The 20,862-nt window shown below is 70.6% G+C and carries 17 protein-coding genes; 5 read left to right on the top strand and 12 right to left on the bottom strand.

The annotated features are described in order from the left end of the window. Positions 1–5: 5 nt before the first annotated feature. From FHX33_RS10320 to FHX33_RS10275, 10 genes are all read right to left on the bottom strand, one after another. Entirely contained in the window at positions 6–653 is a 648-nt protein-coding gene (locus FHX33_RS10320) for a nucleoside/nucleotide kinase family protein (RefSeq protein ID WP_338092025.1), read from the bottom strand. 31 nt (positions 654–684) lie between these two features. Continuing rightward, the gene (locus FHX33_RS10315; RefSeq protein ID WP_183428472.1) at positions 685–2,157 is read right to left on the bottom strand and encodes a rhamnulokinase; all 1,473 of its coding nucleotides are present in this window, start codon (positions 2,155–2,157) and stop codon (positions 685–687) included. A gap of 11 nt (positions 2,158–2,168) precedes the next feature. Next, a complete protein-coding gene (locus FHX33_RS10310; RefSeq protein WP_021764795.1) occupies positions 2,169–4,205 on the bottom strand; it encodes a bifunctional rhamnulose-1-phosphate aldolase/short-chain dehydrogenase in 2,037 nt (678 codons plus the stop codon). Positions 4,206–4,246: 41 nt separating this feature from the next. After that, positions 4,247–5,113 carry an alpha/beta hydrolase gene (locus FHX33_RS10305; RefSeq protein ID WP_338092024.1) on the bottom strand — a complete coding sequence of 289 codons (867 nt, stop codon included), beginning with the start codon at positions 5,111–5,113 and terminating at the stop codon, positions 4,247–4,249. Between the two features lie 5 nt (positions 5,114–5,118). Beyond that, positions 5,119–6,282, bottom strand: a complete 1,164-nt coding sequence (gene rhaI, locus FHX33_RS10300) for an L-rhamnose isomerase (protein WP_021764673.1) — start codon at positions 6,280–6,282, stop codon at positions 5,119–5,121. 48 nt (positions 6,283–6,330) lie between these two features. After that, positions 6,331–6,657 carry an L-rhamnose mutarotase gene (locus FHX33_RS10295; RefSeq protein WP_039923490.1) on the bottom strand — a complete coding sequence of 109 codons (327 nt, stop codon included), beginning with the start codon at positions 6,655–6,657 and terminating at the stop codon, positions 6,331–6,333. 167 nt (positions 6,658–6,824) lie between these two features. Then, positions 6,825–7,886, bottom strand: coding sequence for a LacI family DNA-binding transcriptional regulator (locus tag FHX33_RS10290; RefSeq protein ID WP_021764676.1), 1,062 nt, complete (start codon positions 7,884–7,886; stop codon positions 6,825–6,827). 76 nt (positions 7,887–7,962) lie between these two features. Then, positions 7,963–9,042: a LacI family DNA-binding transcriptional regulator gene (locus tag FHX33_RS10285; protein ID WP_221209563.1), complete on the bottom strand. Its 1,080-nt coding sequence runs from the start codon at positions 9,040–9,042 to the stop codon at positions 7,963–7,965. 10 nt (positions 9,043–9,052) lie between these two features. Continuing rightward, positions 9,053–10,852 (bottom strand): alpha-L-rhamnosidase-related protein, encoded by a 1,800-nt coding sequence (locus FHX33_RS10280; RefSeq protein ID WP_021764192.1) that lies wholly within the window; start codon positions 10,850–10,852, stop codon positions 9,053–9,055. Further along, on the bottom strand, positions 10,849–13,458 hold the full coding sequence (locus tag FHX33_RS10275) for a glycoside hydrolase family 78 protein (RefSeq protein WP_183428471.1): 2,610 nt from the start codon (positions 13,456–13,458) through the stop codon (positions 10,849–10,851). The genes FHX33_RS10280 and FHX33_RS10275 overlap by 4 nt, the downstream gene beginning before the upstream one ends. 191 nt (positions 13,459–13,649) lie before the next feature. Between FHX33_RS10275 and FHX33_RS10270 the strand changes: the two genes are divergently transcribed. From FHX33_RS10270 to FHX33_RS10260, 3 genes are all read left to right on the top strand, one after another. Beyond that, the gene (locus FHX33_RS10270; protein ID WP_021763061.1) at positions 13,650–14,954 is read left to right on the top strand and encodes an ABC transporter substrate-binding protein; all 1,305 of its coding nucleotides are present in this window, start codon (positions 13,650–13,652) and stop codon (positions 14,952–14,954) included. 66 nt (positions 14,955–15,020) lie between these two features. Further along, on the top strand, positions 15,021–15,905 hold the full coding sequence (locus FHX33_RS10265; protein WP_021763060.1) for a carbohydrate ABC transporter permease: 885 nt from the start codon (positions 15,021–15,023) through the stop codon (positions 15,903–15,905). A gap of 4 nt (positions 15,906–15,909) precedes the next feature. Further along, positions 15,910–16,809, top strand: a complete 900-nt coding sequence (locus tag FHX33_RS10260; protein WP_021763059.1) for a carbohydrate ABC transporter permease — start codon at positions 15,910–15,912, stop codon at positions 16,807–16,809. Positions 16,810–16,884: 75 nt separating this feature from the next. Here FHX33_RS10260 and FHX33_RS10255 read toward each other — a convergent pair whose 3' ends face one another. Continuing rightward, positions 16,885–18,183, bottom strand: coding sequence for an MFS transporter (locus FHX33_RS10255; RefSeq protein WP_021763058.1), 1,299 nt, complete (start codon positions 18,181–18,183; stop codon positions 16,885–16,887). Between the two features lie 5 nt (positions 18,184–18,188). Then, a complete protein-coding gene (locus FHX33_RS10250; protein WP_021763057.1) occupies positions 18,189–18,623 on the bottom strand; it encodes a MarR family winged helix-turn-helix transcriptional regulator in 435 nt (144 codons plus the stop codon). Between the two features lie 72 nt (positions 18,624–18,695). On the opposite strand from FHX33_RS10250, the gene FHX33_RS10245 reads away from it, so the two are divergent. Both FHX33_RS10245 and FHX33_RS10240 read left to right on the top strand, forming a co-directional pair. Continuing rightward, positions 18,696–19,547: an alpha/beta hydrolase gene (locus FHX33_RS10245; protein ID WP_338092023.1), complete on the top strand. Its 852-nt coding sequence runs from the start codon at positions 18,696–18,698 to the stop codon at positions 19,545–19,547. A gap of 100 nt (positions 19,548–19,647) precedes the next feature. Further along, a complete protein-coding gene (locus FHX33_RS10240; protein WP_021765505.1) occupies positions 19,648–20,697 on the top strand; it encodes a lipoate-protein ligase LplAB in 1,050 nt (349 codons plus the stop codon). Positions 20,698–20,862: the final 165 nt, after the last annotated feature.

The following is a 20,862-nucleotide window of genomic DNA, read 5'->3' as shown; positions in this document are numbered from 1 at the left end:
TCAGCCTAAGCGCCTATGCCTGGGAGCCTTCCGTCCACGACGAGGGTGGCCCGATTGCGGGTCGGCTCGATGACCGCCGCGTTGGCTCCGTCGACGTCGCGCGCCCAGGCCAGGGCGGCCTCCGGTGTGCGGCCGTGCCGGGTGTGCCGGTCGACCAGCCGGGCCTCGCGCTCGGCCGCGGGCGTCGCCACGAACCAGCTCTCGGCGAGGAGCGACGGGATGCCCGACCACGGCTCCGCGTCGACCAGCAGGTAGTTGCCCTCTGTGACCACCAGTCGCGTCTCGGGGCCGACGGCGATGGATCCGGCGACCGGCTCATCCACCGACCGTTCGAACGCAGGGGCGAACACCGCGTGGTCCCGCTCGGCGAGCAGGCGCTGGAGCAGCCCGAGGTACCCCCACGCGTCGAAGGTGTCGATCGCCCCCTTGCGATCCCGCCGGCCGAGCGCGTCGAGAGAGGCGTTGGCCAGGTGGAACCCGTCCATCGGCACGTGCACGGCGACCCCGTCGCCCGCCAGCCCGTTCACCCGCTCGGTGATCGCGCGGGCGAGCGTCGTCTTGCCCGACCCCGGGCTGCCGGCGATCCCGAGGACCACCCGTGCGCCCTCCGGGGCGAGGGCGAGGGCACGGCGGACGAGATCGTCGAGGGTCACCCGTCCATCTTGGGGGATGGGGAGGGCGGGGTCACCTCGCGGAGCGCAGGGCCGGCTCGTACCGCACCGGCGCGTAGTGCCGCGCGACCAGTGCGCGCAGCGTCTCCAGGTCGCCGCTGAGCAGACCCGCGGCGCGTCCCTGGATGAGGGCGTTGCCCAGGGCCGTCGCCTCCACCGGGCCGGCGAGCACGGGCACGCCCGCGCGGTCGGCGGTGGCCTGGCAGAGCAGGGCGTTGCGCGCCCCGCCGCCGACGATGTGGATGGTCTCGACCGGGACGCCGGAGAGCTCCGAGGCGCGCTGCACCGAGCGGGCGAAGGCGTCGGCGAGGCTCTCGATGATCACGCGGACCATGCCGGCCGGGCTCGCGGGCGCGCGCAGGCCGTGCTCGGCGAACCAGTCGGCGATGCGGGTGGGGAGGTCGCCAGGCGCCATGAACCGCGGGTCGTCGGCGTCGAAGAGGTCTGTCGGGCGGGGCAGCTCGGCGGCTTCGGCGAGCAGCGACTCCAGGGTGACGTGCAGGCCGCGGCGCTGCCACTCGCGCAGCGACTCGCTGAGCAGCCACAGCCCCATGACGTTGTGGAGGTAGCGGATGCGTCCATCCACCCCGCCTTCGTTGGTGAAGTTCGCCGCGCGGCCCTCGTCGCTGACGACGCGATGCTCCAGCTCGACGCCGACGAGCCCCCAGGTGCCGCACGAGATGTAGGCGGCACGGGTGGCGTCCATCGGCACGGCGACGACGGCCGAGGCGGTGTCGTGCGAGCCGACGGTCGTGACGGTGGGGCCGGCGCCGGCGAACGGGAGGTCGGCGGAGAGCGACGACAGGAGGGGGCCGACCGCGGTCCCGGCGTCGACGAGCGGCGCGAACAGGCCGCGCGGCAGGCCGAGCCGCGCGATGAGGGCGTCGTTCCACTGCCCGTCCGCGGTCAGCAGGCCGGTGGTCGAGGCATTGGTGCGCTCCGCGTGCTCCTGCCCGGTGAGCCAGTAGGTCACGAGGTCGGGCACGAGGAGGAAGCGGTCCGCGCCGTCCAGGTTGCCGGCCGACCGGTCGTACGCCAACTGGTACAGCGAGTTGAACGGCAGGAACTGCAGGCCGCCCTCCCGGTACAGCTCGTCGGGCGCGACGGCGGCGTGCACGAGCTCCACGCCGCGCGCCGCGCGCTCGTCGCGGTAGTGGTACGGCTCGCCCAGCAGCCTCCCGCCGCGCAGCAGGCCGTAGTCGACGGCCCAGGAGTCCACGGCGATGCTCGCGAGCCCGGGCTCGGTGCGGGCGACCGAGCCGAGCCCGTCCAGGATGCTGCTGAACAAGCCCGCGAGGTTCCAGTGCAGTGCCGGGCGGTCGCCCTCCCACAGCCGCACGGGAGTGTTGAGGAAGCGGGCCGCCTCCGTCAGCTCCAGGGTGTCGGCGCCGACGCGCGCGTGCATGACGCGCCCGCTGGTCGCCCCGAGGTCGACGGCAGCGACGGCTCCCGTGCGCGACGCCCCGCTCACCGCACCCGTGCTCATCGCACCCGCGCTCATCGCAGGAAGGCCGCGGCGACGCCGGCGTCCACGGGGATGTGGAGGCCGGTCGTGTGGTCGAGGTCGCTGCTGCAGAGCACGAAGACCGCGTTGGCGACGTGCTCCGGGAGCACCTCGCGCTTGAGCAGGGTGCGCTGCGCGTAGTACTTGCCCAGCTCCTCCTCGGGAACGCCGTAGACCGCGGCGCGCTTGGCGCCCCAGCCGCCGGCGAAGATGCCGGAGCCGCGCACGACACCGTCGGGGTTGATGCCGTTGACGCGGATGCCGTGGTCGCCGAGCTCGGCGGCCAGCAGGCGCACCTGGTGGGCCTGGTCGGCCTTCGTCGCCGAGTACGCGATGTTGTTCGGCCCGGCGAAGATCGAGTTCTTCGACGAGATGTAGACGATGTCGCCGCCGAGCTTCTGGTCGATGAGCACCTTCGCCGCGGCGCGCGAGACCAGGAACGAGCCCTTGGCCATGACGTTGTGCTGGAGGTCCCAGTCGGCGGTCGTGGTCTCCAGCAGAGGCTTCGAGATGGAGAGCCCGGCGTTGTTGACGACGAGGTCGAGACCGCCGAAGGCGAGCAGAGCGGCGTCGATGGAGGCCTGGACCGCGTCCTCGTCGGTGACGTTCGCGACCACGCCGATGGCGACATCGGTGCTGCCGATCTCGGCGGCGGCGGCCTGCGCCTTCTCGAGGTCGAGGTCGGCGATGACGACGCACGCGCCCTCACCGGCGAGGCGGGTGGCGATGGCCTTGCCGATGCCGGAGGCGGCGCCGGTGACGAGCGCGATGCGGCCGGCGAGCGGCTTGGGCTTCGGGAGGCGGGCGAGCTTGGCCTCCTCCAGCGCCCAGTACTCGATGCGGAACTTCTCCGACTCGTCGATGGGCGCGTAGGTCGAGAGGGCCTCGGCTCCGCGCATCACGTTGATGGCGTTGACGTAGAACTCGCCGGCGACGCGGGCGGTCTGCTTGTCCTTGCCGTAGGAGAACATCCCGACGCCCGGGATGAGCACGATCGCCGGGTCGGCGCCGCGGATCGCAGGGGACTCGAGGGTGGCGTGCCGGTCGTAGTAGGCCTGGTAGTCGGCGCGGTACTGCTCGTGCAGCTCCTCGAGACGCGCGAGCGACTCCTCGACGGACGCGGTGGCGGGGAGGTCGAGGACCAGTGGCTTCACCTTCGTGCGGAGGAAGTGGTCGGGGCAGGAGGTGCCCAGCGCCGCCAGCCGCGGGTGCTCGCTCGCGGCGAGGAAGTCGAGGACGACGTCGGAGTCGGTGAAGTGCCCGACCTGCACGCGGTCGGTGGAGGCGATGGCGCGCAGGTGCGGGGCGAGTGCGGCGGCCTTGGCGCGGCGCTCCTCCTCCGGCAGGGCGGCGTAACCGTCCAGGGCGGTTCCGAACGGCTGCGGACGGCCGTGGGCGGCGATGTAGTCGGCGGCGGTCTGGATGATCCAGAGCGAGTTGGCCTCGGCCTCCTCGCTGGTGTCGCCCCAGGCGGTGATGCCGTGGCCACCGAGCACGGTGCCGATGGCCTCCGGGTTCGCCGCCTTGATGGCGGCGATGTCGAGACCGAGCTGGAAGCCCGGGCGGCGCCACGGCACCCACACGACCTTGCCGCCGAAGATCGTCTTCGTCAGCTCCTCGCCGTCGGCCGCGGTCGCGATCGCGATGCCGGAGTCGGGGTGGAGGTGGTCGACGTGGGCCGCATCCACGAGCCCGTGCATGGCGGTGTCGATCGACGGCGCCGCACCGCCCTTGCCGTGCAGGGTGTAGTCGAAGGCGGCGACCATCTCGTCCTCGCGGTCGAGGCCCGGGTAGACGTCCTGCAGGGCACGCAGGCGGTCGAGCCGCAGGACGGCCAGGCCGGACTCCTTCAAGGTGCCGAGGTCGCCTCCCGAGCCCTTCACCCAGAGCAGCTCGACCGGCTCACCGGTCACGGGGTCGGTCTCGACGCCCTTGGCGGAGGTGTTGCCGCCGGCGTAGTTCGTGTTCTTCGGGTCGGCGCCGAGGCGGTTCGAGCGGCCGATGAGGGCAGCGACGGTCTCGTTCGTCATGATGCGTGATTCCTTAGCGAGGAGGGGCGGTGGTCAGGGATTCAGGGGAGCGCCGGCGTGGACAGCCACGTGACGATGCGCTCGATGCTGCGGCGCGCGGCCGCTTCGGCGGGGCGGTTGAGGTGGCCGTGCTGGGCGCCCGGCTCGAAGAGCGAGAGCACGGTGACGCCGTGCGCGGCGAGAGAGGCGGCGAACGCCTCGCCCGACGCACGCAGCGTGTCCACCTCCGAGTTGAGGAGGAACACCGGCGGGAGGCCCGTCGGGTCGGCCAGGCCGGGGAACGCGTACGGGTCGGCCATGGTGGCCTCGTCGCCCGCGAAGTTCAGGTTCATCTCGCGGACGGCGCCCGGCTCGAAGGGCGGGTCATCGGGGGAATGGCGTTCGACCGCGGCGGCGAGTTCGTCCGTGAAGGGCGGCAGCTCGGGATGCACGATCGGGTAGGCGAGCAGGGCGCGAGCGGGCAGCGGGCCGCCCTCGTCCCGCAGCCGCAGGAGCGCCCCGGCCGTGAGATCGCCGCCCGCCGAGGCGCCGCCGATCGCGAGCCGGTCCGGGTCGATCCCCAGCTCGGCCGCGTGGGCTGCGACCCAGCGGAAGGCGGCGACGACGTCGTCCGACGGCACCGGGAAGTGCACGCCGTCCACGGCGAGGCGGTAGAAGACCGACACCACCACGAAACCCCGCTCCGCGACGGACCGGGAGACCCAGTCCGCCTCGGGCATGTCGAGGTCGCCGCCGACGAAGCCGCCGCCGTGGTTCCACACGAAGCCCGGGTGCACTCCGCCCGCGGACGGTGCATATACCCGGATCGGAATGGACCCGTGCGGTCCGTCGGCCGCGGCATCCCGGATGGTGATCCCGGTGTTGCTGCCGGTGTCGGTGGTGTCGGTGGTGTCGGTGGTGTCGGTCACGGAGGTTACGCTCCCCAGCTCGCCTGGGTGCCGCCGACGCGGTCGGCCTCGATCTTCTCCTGGTAGCCCGACGCCTTGTAGGCGGCCATCGGGTCGGCCGGGAGGCCGCGGGTCTCGCGCCAGGCGGCGAGGTCGGCGCGCACGTCGGTGTTGAAGGCGTCCATGAACACCGTGTTGGCGGCGAGCACGTCGTTCGCGCGCTGCGCGGCGGCGAGGGCCTCGGTGTCGACGAGGAGGGCCTTGGCGGTGGCCTCCTGCACGTTGAGCACCGAGCGGATCTGGCCCGGGATCTTCGCCTCGAGGTTGTGGCACTGGTCGAGCATGAAGGCGACGTCGGGGTTGGCGTAGCCGCCGCCCTGGATGACCTCGAACACGATGCGGAACAGCTGGAACGGGTCGGCCGCGCCCACGATCAGGTCGTCGTCGGCGTAGAAGCGGCTGTTGAAGTCGAACGAGCCGAGCTTGCCGAGGCGCAGCAGCTGCATGACGATGAACTCGATGTTCGTGCCGGGCGCGTGGTGGCCGGTGTCGAGGCAGACGAGCGCGCGGTCGCCGAGGGCGGAGGTCTGGGCGAAGCTGGTGCCCCAGTCCGGAACGTCCGTGTGGTAGAAAGCCGGCTCGAAGAACTTGTACTCGAGCACGAGGCGCTGGTCGTCGCCGATGCGCTCGTAGATCTTCTGGAGGCTGTCCGCCAGACGGTCCTGGCGGGCGCGCAGCGAGTCCTGGCCGGGGTAGTTGGTGCCGTCGGCCAGCCAGATCTTGAGGTCGCGCGACCCGGTCTCGTTCATCACGTCGATGCACTCGAAGTGGTGGTCGATCGCCTTCTGGCGGATCCGGTCGTCGTGGTGGGTCACCGAGCCGAACTTGTAGTCGTCGTCCTGGAAGGTGTTGGAGTTGACGGTGCCGAGCTCGACGCCGCTGTCCTGGGCGTGCTTGCGCAGGTCGGCGTACGAGTCGACCTTGTCCCACGGGATGTGGAGCGCGACCGACGGGGCGAGACCGGTGTGCTTGTGCACCTGCGCGGCGTCGGAGACCTTCTCGAACGGATCGCGGGCGGTGCCGGCCGTGCTGAACACCTTGAAGCGGGTGCCCGAGTTGCCGAACGCCCAGCTCGGCAGCTCGATCGCCTGCAGCGCCAGCTGCGAGCGGATGTCATCGGTGAGTGTCATGGATATCGCTTTCTGTCGGTCGGATCGATGTCGGGGGAGGCGGTCGCCTCAGTCGAGGTGGAAGTACTCGGTCAGCCGGTTCATGGTGCTGTCGGGCGCGGTCTCCTCGGCGAAGAACTCGGCCATCGTCGCCTGCCAGCGGTCGTTGACCTCCCGGGCGTTCATCCCGGCGACCGCGGCGTCGAAGTCGTCGGTCTCGAGGTAGCCGACGACGAGGCCGTTCGCGGCGTCGACGAACAGGGAGTAGTCGTGCCAGCCGGTCTCGCGCAGCGCGTCGAGCATGTCGGGCCAGACGGTGGTGTGCGCGGCCAGGTAGTCGTCGACCCGGTCGGGCTTCAACCGCATGGTGAAGCAGACGCGGCGGGAAGCGGACACGGGGACTCCTTCGTCGTGGTCGGCGCGGACCGGGTCCGCTCTGAAACGATTCAAGACTAGCGTGCGAGCGACGGGTGCACAAGACGATCCGCCGAGGTTCACGTTGTGGCGCTCATGCGCGGCGCAATAGGCGCCACGTCGTGAACTTCGCCGGTGATGGCGGAGGGCTACGCGGCGGGAGCCTCGACGGAGGAGGAGCGGCGGACCACCAGCTCGGGAACGAACCGCACGTGCTGGTGCACGTGCGCGGCGCCGGACTCCATGTCCTCGATCTCGCGGAAGAGCAGCTCCCCGGCGGCGTAGCCGATCTCGCGGCGCGGCTGCCGCACGGCCGAGAGCGGCACCGCGGCGGTGGCGGCGAAGTCGATGTCGTCGTAGCCGACGAGGGCGATGTCCTCCGGCACGCGGAGGCCGCCGGCGACGAAGCCCTGGAGCAGGCCGAGCGCGAGGAGGTCGTTGGCGGCGAAGACGGCGGTGGGCCGCTCCTCCGGCGCCTGGGCGACGATCCGCTCCGCGGCGTCGCGGCCATCCACGGCGCCGAGGTGCTCGACGGCGACGGTCTCGAGGTCGATCGGAGCGATGCGGGGTTCCGCGGCCTCCGCCTCCGAGATCGCGATGCGCGCGCCCTGCACGCGGTCGCGGATCTGCTGCAGATCGGCGGGACCGCCGACGAACGCGATGCGGCGGTGGCCCTCGGCGATCAGGTGGCCGACCGCGAGCCTGCCGCCCTCCACGTCGTCCACGGCGACCGAGCAGGCCTCGAGATCGGAGGCGACGCGGTCGACCAGGACGGTCGGGATGCCGTGCTCCCGCAGCCGCTCGATCACGGGCTCGGCGCCGGCGATCGGCGCGAGCAGCACCCCGCGCACGCGCTGCTGCTCGAACGCCGAGAGCTGCTGCTGCTCACGCTCCCCGCTGTTGCCGCTGTTGCCGAGCTGGATGGAGTAGCCGCGCTCGAGGGCGAAACTCTCGGCGCCCACGTAGAGGTCGGTGAAGAAGGGGTTGGCGACGTCCATGACGACCATCGCGATGCTTCGGCTCGCGCCGGCGCGCAACTGCCGCGCCGACTCGTTGCGGGTGAAGCCGAGGGTCGCGATCGCGTCCTCGACGGCGCGGCGGGTGGGCTCGGCGACGATGTCGGGGCGGTTGAGCACGTTGGAGACGGTGCCGACGGCGACACCGGCCAGCGCGGCGACGTCCTTCACGCTCGGGCGCTTGGCTGCGGCCATCGGTGCTCCTTCCCCCTCGTCCCCGGATCGATCAGCAATCGTATCGTCCCCGGCTCCGGGAGCGGCGTTCCGTGGGTCAGGCGGTGGCGGCCGCCGCGGCGACGCGCTCCCGGCCGACCGTCGACTCCCGCACCACGAGATGCGGCTGCAGCAGGACCCGCCGGTGGATGTGATCCTCGTGACCGTCGCGCAGCTCGGCCAGCAGCAGGTCGACGGCGGCGCGGCCCATCTCCTCACCCTGCATGGCGACGGAGGTCAGCGGGATGGCCCCGCCCCACGCCGCCGAGTTGTGGTCGCAGCCCATGACCGCGACGTCCTCGGGCACGCGGATGCCGTCGTTCGTGAGCTCGTTGATGATGGACATCGCGAGCAGGTCGGTCACGGCGAGGACGGCGTCCGGCCGCGACTCCGCCGGCATGGCGGCCAGGCGCTTGCCGGCCTCCGTGCCGCCGGTGGGATCGAGGTCGCTGGTCTGCACCTCGACGAGCTCGACCGCGCCGCCGGCCTCGGCGACCGCCGCTCGAGCGCCCGTCCGCCGGTCGCGGACGGGCTGGTAGTCGTCGCGGGCGGCGACGAACGCGATGCGGGTGCGGCCTTGCTCGATGAGGTGCTTGGCGGCGACGTAGCCCGCGCGCTCGTTGTCGATGAGGACGCGGCAGGAATCGGTGAGGCGGGAGTCGAAGTTGACCACGACGACAGGGCGACCGTGCCGGCGCACGCGCCGGATCTGCTCGTCCGACTCCTGCATCGGGGCGAGTATGATGCCCGAGGCGCGGGCGCTGTCGAAGAACTGCAGGTGGTCGTCCTGCATCCCGAGATCGTTGTTGGCGCTCGCCAGCTGGAGGCTGAAGGCGTTCGACTGGGCGCGGCTCTGCGCGCCGCGGGCGACGTCGACGAAGAGCGAGTTCGTCAGGTCGATGACGACCAGCCCGATGGTGTGCGCTTCGCCGGAGCGCAGGGCGCGGGCGGTCTGGTTGAGGGTGAAGCCGAGCTGGTCGATGGCGTCCTCGACCTTGGTGCGCGTCGATTCCGCGACCTTCTCAGGGTGGTTGAGCACGTTGGAGACCGTCGCCACCGACACACCGGCCAGCTCGGCCACGTGGTGCATATTCGGTGGGCCCGAGTTCTCGGCCCGGGCGGAGGGTGTCCGCGTCATGTCGATCATGCTAGGCGGTCCAGCGCACCGACGCGGGTCCGGGATGCTCCCCGGCGTCGGTCACCAGGGTCGCGCCCGCCGGCACCTCCACCGTCACGACGCCGTCGCGGGCGGTGGCGATGATGTCGCCCGGCGGTGCGGGGACTCTCGCCTCGGCCCACTCCAATGAGCCCAGACGTGGCGCGACCGTGAAGCGCGACCACCCGTCGGCGAGCGGGCGCAGCCCGAGCACCGCGTCCGGCAGCAGGGCGGCCGGTCCCGACGACCACGCGTGGCAGAGGCTCTTGCCGAAGGGTCGCTCGTACATGGCGTAGGGCGAGCCGTCGTCGCCGAACTCCTCCCAGAAGCTGCGGGCGCCGGCGTCGAGCATCCCGCCCCAGAGATCGTGGATGCGGTGGACGGCCGCCTCGGGCTCGCCGACCTCGATGAGGGCACGGAGCAGGAACCCGGTCATGAAGGGTGTCCCCGCGCGCTCGGTGCCGAGCAGGAGGTCGCGCACTCCTCGATCGTGCGCTCCGTTCAGCCCGGCGAGCACGGCGAGCAGGTTGGGGTACGGGGAGGGGGCGGAGGCCCCGTCGACGTACTCACGCCAGGAGGCGGTGGCGTCATCCCACGCGGCCGCTCGGAGGGTCGCGAGCACGTGATCGGCGAGAGCGTCCCAGCGCGCGGCACCGGGGTGCGCCGTCGAGTGGAGGCCGGAGGCCGCGGTCCGCAGCGCCCAGAGCCACAGGATCTGCAGGGCCGTGGAGTCGCGGTCAGGGTCGGTCTCCACGCCCCAGTCGATGAACACCAGCGCGTGGAAGTCGTCGTCGGTGGGAATCGGGCGGAACAGTCCGTCGGCGCCCGTCTGCGCGGCGAGTCGTTCGGTGAAGCCGTGGATGTGGTCGGCTTCGGCTGCGAGGTACCCGGCGGCGTCGAAGGTGCGGGTGAGGAACCCCGTGCCGATCAGCCACCAGAGGGAGTAGTCGGCGATGCCGTTCACGTAGCCGTGGCGCGGGCGGCCGAGCGCGGTGAGCCCGTCGGTCACGATCCGTCGGTCGCCGAAGGCGTAGGCGTTCGAGAGCGTGTTGAGCGCCTGGTCCCCGATCCAGGGCATCCGGTCGCGCTTCACGCCGTCGATCATCAGCCCGTGCATGCACGCGTGGAGAGTGTCGGCGCTCACCTGCCAGATGCGCGTGAGGGTGTCGTCCGAGCACGCGAACGCCCCGCGGCGCGGCGCAGGGCGGCGGGACGCGTCGACCGTCACTTCTGCCACGTCCCCGGCGGGGGAGTCGATCCGGAGGAAGCGGAAACCGAGCTCGTGCACCGTCGTCCAGCTGCCGTCCGGGAGCGCGACGACGTCGTGCCGGGTCTCGGCCGTCGCGGGATCGGCCAGCGCCTCCTCGCGCGACTCGCCCGACGCCACGGTCGGACGGGCGGCGCTCCGGAAGACGGGACGACCGAGCAGCGGCCCCTCCGCCTCCCAGAGTCCGTCACGCGATGCGAGCGCGACAGGGACGCGCGGCTCGAGGACGCGGTGGGGCGGTGCGTCCGCGTCCCCCTCGATCGGGACGGCCGCGATCCACTCGGTCTCGCCAGGCGCGCGCGTCACGACCGACGCCGCGGGATGCGCGAGGTGCAGCGCGGGAGGCTCGCCCTCCTCCGTCTCCACCAGCAGGGTCTCGCCGTCGTCGACCCGGAACTCCGCGACACGAGCCGTGCCCGCGAAGTTCAGCGCGTAGTCGACGTGCCTGTTGGCGGCGAAACCTTCGCGCACGAGGGTGTGCAGCATCCCGAGCTCGCGCTGGTGGGGTGGGTAGTACCAGGTCACGGCACCGTCACCGGTTCTCCGGCCGTGGCCGGCTCGGCGAAGCGGTGGCGCCCGGGAGCCGCGGTCGTCGCTGCGCCGCTCGGGAGGACGATCTCGGCCGTGGTCCCGGTCGGCACGTCCACCACCAGGTCGAACACACCGTCCGCGATAGTCCACGACGAGGTGACCGGGCCGTACGGGGTCTCGAGCGTGCGCCGCGCCCAGGTCAGGCCGCCGCCCGGCTGCGGCGCGACGCGGAACCGGCGGAAGCCCGGTTCCAGCGCGGAGACGCCCGCGACGGTGTCGTGCATCCACGCGGCGACGGATCCGAGCGCGTAGTGGTTGAACGAGGTCATCTCACCCGGGTTCACCGTGCCGTCGGGCAGCTGGCTGTCCCAGCGCTCCCAGATCGTTGTTCCGCCGGAGAGCACCGTGTAGAGCCAGGACGGGCACTCGCGCTCCAGGAGGAGGCGGTAGGCCGCGTCGGTCTGGCCTGCGGTGCTGAGCGCTCCGGCGATGAGAGGGGTTCCGGCGAACCCGGTGCCGATCCGGTAGCCGTTCTCTGCGACGAGGTCGCGTAGCCGCTCGCCCGCGGCAGGCAGCTCGTCGGCGTCGAACAGTCCGAACGAGATGGCGAGTGCGTAGGCGGTCTGCGCGTGGTTGGCGAGGGCGCCTCCCGCAAGCATATGCTTCGCGCGGAATGCGACGCGGACCTCGTCCGCCAGGCCCGAATAGCGGACGGCGTCCGCGTCGTTCCCGAGCTCCGCGGCGATGCGCCCGAGGATGCGCGCCGAGTGCTCGAAGTACGCGGTCGACACCAGGTACTTGTCCGTCTGCGCGACCGTCGGATCCTCCGGCGGCGCCGTTGGGTCGAGCCAGTCGCCGAGCTGCTGTCCCGACTCCCACAGGCGCGACGCGCCGGCCTCGCGTTCGATCAGATCGACCCACGCCCGGGCGCTGTCGTACTGGTCGGCGAGCACGCGCCGGTCGCCGTAGTGCTGGAACAGGTCCCAGGGGGTGAGCACAGCGGCGTCGCCCCAGACCGCACCCGGCCGGATGGGCGTCCAGTACGGTCCGCCCGGCACGACCGGGACGTACCAGGGGACGGTGCCGTCGGGCAGTTGCTCGGCGGCGACGTCCTTGAGCCACGACGCGAGGAAGCCGGAGACGTCGTAGAGGCCGGCGGCGGTCGGTGTGAAGACCTGGATGTCGCCGGTCCAGCCGAGCCGCTCGTCCCGCTGCGGGCAGTCGGTCGGGATGTCGACGAAATTACTGCGCATGCTCCAGAGCACGTTCTCGTGGAGGCGGTTGACCAGGGGGTCGGACGTCTCGAACGTCCCCGTGCGGGTCATGTCCGAGTGGTGCACGCGGGCGACGACCTCCAGGTCGCGCGGGTCGCCCGTCCAGCCGGCCACCTCGGCGTACCGGAAGCCGTGGATGGTGAAGCGCGGCTCCCAGTCGATCGGTCCGCCGTCGGCGACGTACTCGTCGATCGCCGCGGCTTCACGCAAGGGCCGCGTATAGAGCTCGCCGCCTTGCAGCACTTCCGCGTGCCGCAGCGTGATCGTCTCGCCGGCCGTGGAATGCGCGGCGCGAAGCCGCAGCCGGCCGGCCAGGTTCTGGCCGAAGTCGAGCAGCAGGCGGCCGCCGTCGAGCGGCGTGATCGAGACGGGGGTCCGCTCGCCCGTGCACCGGACGGGCGGACCATCGGGGGCGACGAGGAGCGCGGGGTCGAGCGTGGTCACCGTCACAGGCGACCACGCGGTGGCGTCGAAGCCGGGCCGCGACCAGCCGGGCAGGCGCTCCGCGGCGTCGAAGCGCTCGCCGTCGTAGAGCCCGGAACGGAGGATGGGCGAGGGGTGGGTGACCCACGAGCCGTCCGTGGCGACCACGGTCGTCCCGCCATCCGGGCCGGTGAGCTCGAGCTCGGCGAAGAAGGCGGTCTGGTCGCCGTACAGCTCGCGCACGCCGCCGTCGAATCCGATGCGGCCCCGGTACCAGCCGTCGGCGAGCCAGGCGCCGATGGTGTTGGGGCCGGGCTGGATGAGGTCGGTCACGTCGTAGGACATGACCCGGAGGCGGTGCTCGTACGCCGTCCATCCCGGGGCGAGCGTGTCGTCACCCACGCGTCGCCCGTTGATCTCGGCCTCGAACAGGCCGAGCGCGGTGGCGCGCAGGACGGCGCGGGTGATCCCCGCGGGCACTTCGAACTCGCGGCGCAGGAGGGCAGGGCGCCCATCGCGGTCGGCGGGCTGAGGCCCGGGTCCGACCGCCTGCGCGATCCACTCGCCGGCGTCGAGCACCCCGGCGTCGACCCGGGCGGGGGCGGACCACTCCGACCACGGGGAGTCGTCGCCGGCGCGGACGCGGACGCGGACCTCCGCCTCCTCGCGTGAGGTCAGCGGGGCACCGGGCCACGGCTCGAAGACCGACTCGCGGGACTCGACCGCGAACACCTCGACGAGGCCGCGGCGGGAGACCTCCACCTCGTAGGCCGCCTGTGTCCAGGACGGATCGGGGGAGGACGATCGCCAGCTCAGGCGGGGGGCGGCGACGCCGATCCCCAGGGTGCGCGCGGGGCTCGCGGCGCGGCGTTCGAAGCGCGGCCGTTCGACGACGACGGTCATGTACTCCTCCTCGAGTGGTGGTTTCCGGCCACCTTAGAACGTTTCAAGACAAAAGCGCCAGTCGGGGTCACGATTCGGATACACCGAGGGTCCGAGCTGTTGACACTGCGCGGAAGCTTGTGCTTTCATACCCGTTGAAACGTTCTAATCACGTTCGCGACTCCGGACGCGACCCTTTTCAAGGAGGAAAAGTGATCACAGCAACCCGACGCCACCGGCGGATCGCCGTCATCGGCGCCGTCCTCGCGGCCGGAGCCCTCGCTCTGACCGCCTGCTCGAGCGGGGGAGGAGCCAGCAAGGGCGGCGACTTCACCACCCTCGGCCTCACCAGCAACACCACGCCGAACGACACCCTCAAGGCGCTGAGCACCGGCACCTGCGAGGCGGCGCAGAAGGCGGCGCCGATCAAGTCGGACGCCGACGACCAGACCCAGCACGATCAGAAGCTCCAGCTGCTCGCAGGCCAGAACGCCCTCCCGAGCCTGTTCGTCAGCCCCGGCACGCCCGACCTCGCCAAGCAGTTCATCTCCGGCGGCAAGCTGGTCGACATCTCGGCCGAGCTGAAGAAGGACGGGCTGGACGACGCGATCCTCCCGATCGCCTCCTCCACCATGCAGAAGCTCTACGGCCAGAAGGACAGCTACGCCCTGCCCAACGAGCTCAACATCGAGGGCATCTGGTACAACAAGACGATCTTCACGGACAACGGGATCGACGTCCCCGGCACCTGGGACGAGCTGACCGCCGCGAGCGACAAGCTCCTCGCCAAGGGCATCCAGCCCTTCGCCGGCGACGGCAAGGACGGCTGGCCGATCACCCGCCTGGTCGGCGCCTACATCTTCCGCGACCTCGGGCCGGACGCGATGCAGGCCGTCGCCGACGGCAAGGCCAAGCTGACCGACGCGGACTACGTGAAGGCCGCCGACGAGGTCTCGAAGCTCGGCAAGGCCGGAGCGTTCGGAGCCGGGGTCGCCTCCACCGACTACAACGGTGCGACCAACCAGTTCCTGACGGGCAAGGCCGCGATGTTCTACATGGGCTCCTGGATCGTGTCCGCCTTCAACGACAAGACCCAGAACCAGATCGGCGCCGACAACATCGGGTTCATGCCGTTCCCGGCCGTCTCCGGCGGTAAGGGCAGCGTCGACCAGACCCCCGCGAACGTCGGCCAGCCGCTCATGATGAGCAAGGCGGCCTATAACGACGGCTCTGCCGCGTGGCTCAAGTGCATCGCGCAGGGCTACGGCGACGAGGTGCTCTCGAAGTCGGGCGTCGTCTCGGGCTTCAAGCTCAGCAAGGACCACTCGGACGTCTCGGCGCTCACCAAGGGCGTTCAGGACACGGTGAACAACTCGAAGTCGGCCGTGCTCTGGTTCGAGGCGCTCTTCAGCTCCAAGGCCACCACCGCCAGCCAGACCAATGGCGGATCGCTCGGCAACGGCTCGCTCTCCGGCGCCGACTTCATGCAGCAGGTCCAGACCGCTCTCGGCCAGTAGCCCGCTCGGCGGGATGCGGCGGAACCCCGTCCGCCGCATCCCGTCCTACGAGAAAGCAACCGCACCATGAACTCTGCGCTCGCGAGCAAACGCACGATCCTCCTGCTGGTCGGCCCCGCGCTGCTCTTCTACACGGCGATCACCCTCATCCCGATCTTCTGGTCGTTCGGGTACACGTTCTTCTCGGGCGGCCTCATCCAGGGCTTCACGTTCGCCGGCCTGAAGAACTTCCAGACCTTCTTCACCGACCCGAACGCGTGGAACGCCCTCGGGTTCACCCTCAAGTACGCGCTGATCGTCACGATCGGCCAGGTCGCCGTCGGCTACCTGCTCGCGCTGCTCTACGTGTTCTTCCTCAAGCGCGCGTCCGGATTCGTGCGGACGGTCGTCTTCTTCCCGGTCGTCCTGCCGACGGTCGCGGTCTCACTGCTCTTCCAGCGGATGTTCCAGCTCACCCCGCAGCCCGGACCGGCCAACGCGCTCCTCCAGGCGTTCGGCGGTACGGGCACCGACTTCCTGGGCCACGCCGACAGTGCGTTCTGGGTGCTCATCATCATGGACATCTGGCGGTCGATGGGCTTCTACGCGGTGCTGCTGTTCGCCGGCGTGGTCGACATCCCCGACGAGATCATCGAGTCGGCCCGGCTCGACGGAGCCGGCCGCTGGTCACTCGTGCGGAACATCGTGCTGCCCCTGTCGGCGCCGGTGCTGCTCTCCTCGATCATCTTCTCCATCAACGGCACGCTGAAAGTCTTCGACTCCGTCGTCGCGTTGACGAATGGAGGGCCGGGCAACGCCACCACGCCGTTGACTCTCTACATGTTCCAGACTTCGTTCACCTACGGCGATTACGGGTACGGCTCGACCATCGCGTTGATGCTGACCATCCTCTGCCTGATCGTGACCGTCTTCATCTTCCGCGGCTCCCGACGCGACCTGACGAAGGGTTGACCCCATGACCGCCGTCACCGACGAACTCGACCACGACGTCAGTTTCAAGCGCCCCGCCCAGGAGCGCGGAACGCCCGGGCGCTTCCTGCGCCGCCTGCCGATGAACATCCTCATCGGACTGCTCCTCATCGTCGAGATCTATCCCCTGGTGTGGATTCTGCTCGGGTCGTTCAAAACCCAGAACGAGTTCCTCAACGACCCGTTCTGGACGCTGCCCGCCAATTGGGACGTCTCGAACTACGTCAGCGCGTTCACGACAGGAAACCTCGGCCAGTACATCCTCAACAGCGTGCTGACCGTTTTCCCGGCGCTGTTCATCATGCTGCTGCTGGGCGTCGCGGCCGCGTTCGCGCTCGAGGTCCTGGTGTGGAAGGGACGGGGGACGGTACTCCTCCTCTTCCTCGCCGGCATCATGGTGCCGGGGCAGATGGTGCTGCTGCCGCTGTTCTCCATCTACTTCAACCTCCAGCTGACCGGGACCCTCTGGCCGCTGATCATCACCTACGTGGCGTCGGGACTGCCGCTGACCGTGTTCATGGTGGCCACCTACTTCCGTGCGGTCCCGCGTGAGATGTTCGAGGCCGCGACCCTGGACGGGGCCGGTGTGATCCGGCAGTTCTGGTCGATCGGGGTGCCCGTCGTGCGCAACGCGATCTTCACCGTGGCGCTCGTGCAGTTCTTCTTCCTCTGGAACGACCTGCTCATCGCGCTGACCTTCACGAACAGCGAGAACCTGCGCACCATCCAGGTCGGCCTGCTGAACTTCACGGGCCAGTACGGCGCGGTCCAGTACGGTCCGCTGTTCGCGGCGATCTGCGTCAGCATCTTCGGCACCCTGCTGCTGTACCTCTTCCTGAACCAGCGCGTCATGAAGGGCCTGGCCGCCGGCTCGGTCAAGGGGTGACTTTCCGGTCGTCGAGGTTCACGACGTGGCGCTCATTCCGGCGCGAATGGGCGCCACTTCGTGAACTTCGGCGTTTCAGGAGGTGCGGGTGGCGGTGGCCTCGGTGTCGGCGAGCTCCTCGCGCAGCTCTTCGCGCGCGTTCACGGTGACGTGCGGGCGCATCCCGGTGAACCGCACGCGGAGGCCGCGGTACTTCACGAGGTAGAAGACGCCGACCAGGGCGGCCGCGAACCCGCTCGCCCCGCCGACCCCCATCGCCCAGCGCGGCCCGAAGGTGTCGGCCACCCAGCCGACGATCGGCGCACCGACCGGGGTGCCGCCCATGAAGATCGCCATGTAGATGGCCATGACCCGGCCGCGCAGCATCGGGTCTGTCGTCATCTGCACGGTGCCGTTCGCGGTGGTCATCAGGGTCTGCGACGAGACGCCGATCAGGATGAGGGCGATCGCGAACAGCCAGTAGGTCGGCATCACGGCGGCGATGGTGCACCCCGCGCCGAACAGCGCGGCGCCGGCGAACAGCAGCGCGACCCGCGGACGTTCCCGCCGGGCCGAGAGCAGGGCCCCGACCACCGAGCCGATCGCCATGACGGACGACAGGATGCCGTACTCGCCTGCGCCCTGGTGGAACACCGTCACCGACATGGTGGAGATGAAGATGGGGAAGTTGAGGCCGAAGGTGCCGATGAGGAACACCATGATGAGGATGACCATGATGTCGGGACGCCTGCGGACGTACCGGAAGCCCTCGACGAGTCCGCCGCGCGTCCGCTTCGCCCGCTCGGTGCGGTAGAGCTGCTCGCGCCGCAGCGTCATCAGGGAGATCAGGACCGCGGCGAACGTCCCGGCGTTGATGAGGAAGACCCAGCCGGCGCCGACGGCGGCGGTCAGGAGGCCGGCGACCGCCGGACCGAGGAGTCGCGCCGCGTTGAACGAGGCCGAATTGAGGGCGACCGCGTTGGAGAGGTTAGGGCCCGCCACGAGCTCGGAGACGAAGGTCTGCCGCGCTGGGGCGTCGAACGCCGCCACCACGCCGAGCAGCAGGGCAAACACGTACACGTGCCAGAGCTGCACGACACCGGTGACGGTCAGGAGGCCGAGCCCCAGACCCAGGACGCCCATCGCCCCCTGCGTCGCCATGAGCAGCTTGCGGCGGTCGAGGTGGTCGGCCGCCCATCCCGTCACCGGCAGGAGGAGCAGCTGCGGCCCGAACTGCAGGGCCATGACGAAACCGACGGCTGCGGCGTTGTTGTGGGTCAGCTGGGTCAGGACGATCCAGTCCTGCGCGGTGCGCTGCATCCACGTGCCGACATTGGAGACCAGGGCCCCGCCGGCCCAGATGCGGTAGTTGACGCCGGCGAGCGAACGGAACATCGCGCTCACGAGTCGGCGACCTCTCGCATGATGGCGGCGGCCTCGGCCAGCACGGCGCGTTGCTCGGGGGAGAGCTCGCGCAGCCGCAGGTGCAGCCAGGCGTCGCGACGGCGGCGCGTCTCGGCGATGAGTGCGCGACCGGCGTCGGTCGGCACGACGACGACCTTGCGGCCGTCCTCCGCGTCGGAGGTGCGCTCGACGTAGCCCGCCTGCTCGAGGTGGTTGACGATCCGGTTCATCGACGGCGGGGTGACGCGCTCGTGCTCGCTGAGCCGGCCGATCGTCCCGGAGCCCTCGCGCACCAGGAAGGCGAGCGTCGAGGTCTGGGAGTCGCTCAGCTCGTCGTCCTCCTTCTCCGCGCGCAGACGGCGCGAGAGACGTGCGACGGAGATCCGCAGCGCGCTGCTGAGGTCGTGCGTCGAGAGACGAGAGGATGCCATGAATACTTAGCCTAGCAATTTAGGCTTGCTAAACAAATCCCGTCCGATCTGCGCGTACAGGAGAATGGGCGCGTGGCGACCTTCACCGACGACGACGGCATCCGGATCCACTACGACGTGTACCCGGCCCAGGGCCCGGCCCGCGCCGCGGTGCAGATCGCGCACGGGGTGGGTGAGCACGCGGCCCGCTACCGCCCGCTCGCGGACCACCTCGCGAGCCTCGGATACGCGGTCTACGCCGACGACCACCGCGGGCACGGGCGCACCGGCATGGAGCAGTGGGGCGGCGACGCCTCGCAGATCGGCCGGCTCGGGCCGGGCGGCCTGCGCGCGGCGATCCGCGACGTGCGGCAGTTCAGCGGCCTGATCCGCGGGGAGAACCCGGACCTGCCGCTGGTGTACCTCGGGCACAGCTGGGGCTCGCTGATCGGGCAGATCATCCTGAACCGGCACAGCGACGACTACGACGCCGCCGTGCTCACCGGCACCGCGTATCGGATGGTCGGCTCGATGAACAGCGGCGACCTCAACAAGCGGCACGCCCACCTCGGCACCACCGGCGCGGAATGGCTGAGCCGCGACCCGACGGTGGCGCAGGAGTTCGTCGACGACCCGCTCACGACCCTGACGCCGCTGCAGAAGCTCTTCGGGATGGCGGACGCGGCGCGGCTGCTCGGGCGGCCCGCGCGGCACCTCGCCCGCGACCTCCCGCTGCTGATCCAGGTGGGCGCGGACGACCCGCTCGGCGGGGAGGCGTCCGCGCGCAAGCTGGAGCGCGCCTACCGCGACCGCTCGGGACTCACGGACGTCACCACGATCGTCTACCCGGGCGCCCGCCACGAGGTCTTCAACGAGACGAACCGCGCCGAGGTCATCGCCGACCTGACCGCCTGGCTCGGCGACCGCTTCCCCGCCCGCGCCTGACGGCGTCGCCGAGGCGGCGAGAACTGCACGCCGATTCGCCGAGACGGCAGACTTTTCGACCACTCGACGAGGGCGGCCCCGGCGGACTTAGGCTGGGGGCATGCATGGTGAGTACAAGGTTCCCGGCGGCAAGCTCGTGGTGGTCGACCTGGAGGTCGTGGACGGGCGGATCAGCGGATTCCGGCTCGCCGGCGACTTCTTCCTCGAGCCCGACACGGCCCTGGAGGCCATCGACGCCGCGGTGAACGGCCTCCCCGCCGAGTCCGACGCCAAGACGATCGCCGCGACCGTCAAGGATGCGCTGCCCGAGGGCGCCAGCCTTCTCGGCTTCTCGCCGGACGCGGTCGCGGTGGCGATCCGCCGCGCGCTCGCCAAGGCGACGAGCTGGCGCGACTACCCGTGGGAGATCGTGCACGCCAAGGCCGTCTCGCCCCTGATGCACCTGGCGCTCGACGAGGTGCTCACGAACGAGGTCGGCGATGGCCGCCGCGGCCCGACGCTGCGCATCTGGGAGTGGGACCAGCCCGCCGTCGTCATCGGCAGCTTCCAGTCGGTGAAGAACGAGGTCGATCCCGAGAACGCCGAGAAGTACGGCATCCAGGTCGTGCGCCGCATCACGGGAGGCGGCGCGATGTTCATGGAGGCCGGCTCGGTCGTCACCTACTCGATCTACGCGCCGGCCGACCTGGTGCAGGGGATGAGCTTCGCCGACAGCTACGCCTTCCTCGACGAGTGGGCGATCGTGGCCCTGAAGTCGCTCGGCATCGACGCCGTCTACCAGCCGCTCAACGACATCACGAGCCCGTCGGGCAAGATCGGCGGCGCCGCGCAGAAGCGTCTCGGCTCGGGCGCAGTGCTGCACCACGTGACCATGAGCTACGACATGGACGGCCAGAAGATGACGGAGGTGCTCCGCATCGGCCGCGAGAAGATCAGCGACAAGGGCATCACCAGCGCGGCCAAGCGCGTCGACCCGCTGCGCAGCCAGACCGGCCTGAGCCGGGCCGAGATCATCGACCGGATGAAGCAGACCTTCACGAGCCTGTACGGCGCGACGGAGGGCGACCTCACCGACGAGGAGTACGCGGAGGCCGAGCGCCTGGTCGAGGAGAAGTTCGGCACGGACGAGTGGCTCTACCGCGTGCCGTGAGCCTCCCGCGACCTGAGAGAAACCCGTATGCCCTCACCGGCATACGGGTTTTTTCGTGTGGGCCACTTGCATTCGCGCCTGAGGGTTCTGTTAGGTTAGGCATGGCTTAGTTAGCTGAGCCTTACCTAAACCTCACCCTCACAGATCGCTGCGGATCGGCCCGTG

It is taken from the genome of Leifsonia aquatica (assembly GCF_014190775.1).
In the GTDB taxonomy this organism is placed as follows: domain Bacteria; phylum Actinomycetota; class Actinomycetes; order Actinomycetales; family Microbacteriaceae; genus Leifsonia; species Leifsonia aquatica.
This window is presented reverse-complemented; position numbering and strand designations above follow the sequence as displayed.

Bases quoted from the DNA above. Each gene is read 5' to 3' on its own strand.
- FHX33_RS10315 (WP_183428472.1), bottom strand. From the start codon at position 2,157: ATGAGCACGGGTGCGGTGAGCGGGGCGTCGCGCACGGGAGCCGTCGCT.
- FHX33_RS10310 (WP_021764795.1), bottom strand. From the start codon at position 4,205: ATGACGAACGAGACCGTCGCTGCCCTCATCGGCCGCTCGAACCGCCTC.
- rhaI (WP_021764673.1), bottom strand. From the start codon at position 6,282: ATGACACTCACCGATGACATCCGCTCGCAGCTGGCGCTGCAGGCGATC.
- FHX33_RS10290 (WP_021764676.1), bottom strand. From the start codon at position 7,886: ATGGCCGCAGCCAAGCGCCCGAGCGTGAAGGACGTCGCCGCGCTGGCC.
- FHX33_RS10285 (WP_221209563.1), bottom strand. From the start codon at position 9,042: ATGACGCGGACACCCTCCGCCCGGGCCGAGAACTCGGGCCCACCGAAT.
- FHX33_RS10275 (WP_183428471.1), bottom strand. From the start codon at position 13,458: ATGACCGTCGTCGTCGAACGGCCGCGCTTCGAACGCCGCGCCGCGAGC.
- FHX33_RS10265 (WP_021763060.1), top strand. From the start codon at position 15,021: ATGAACTCTGCGCTCGCGAGCAAACGCACGATCCTCCTGCTGGTCGGC.
- FHX33_RS10260 (WP_021763059.1), top strand. From the start codon at position 15,910: ATGACCGCCGTCACCGACGAACTCGACCACGACGTCAGTTTCAAGCGC.
- FHX33_RS10255 (WP_021763058.1), bottom strand. From the start codon at position 18,183: ATGTTCCGTTCGCTCGCCGGCGTCAACTACCGCATCTGGGCCGGCGGG.
- FHX33_RS10250 (WP_021763057.1), bottom strand. From the start codon at position 18,623: ATGGCATCCTCTCGTCTCTCGACGCACGACCTCAGCAGCGCGCTGCGG.
- FHX33_RS10240 (WP_021765505.1), top strand. From the start codon at position 19,648: ATGCATGGTGAGTACAAGGTTCCCGGCGGCAAGCTCGTGGTGGTCGAC.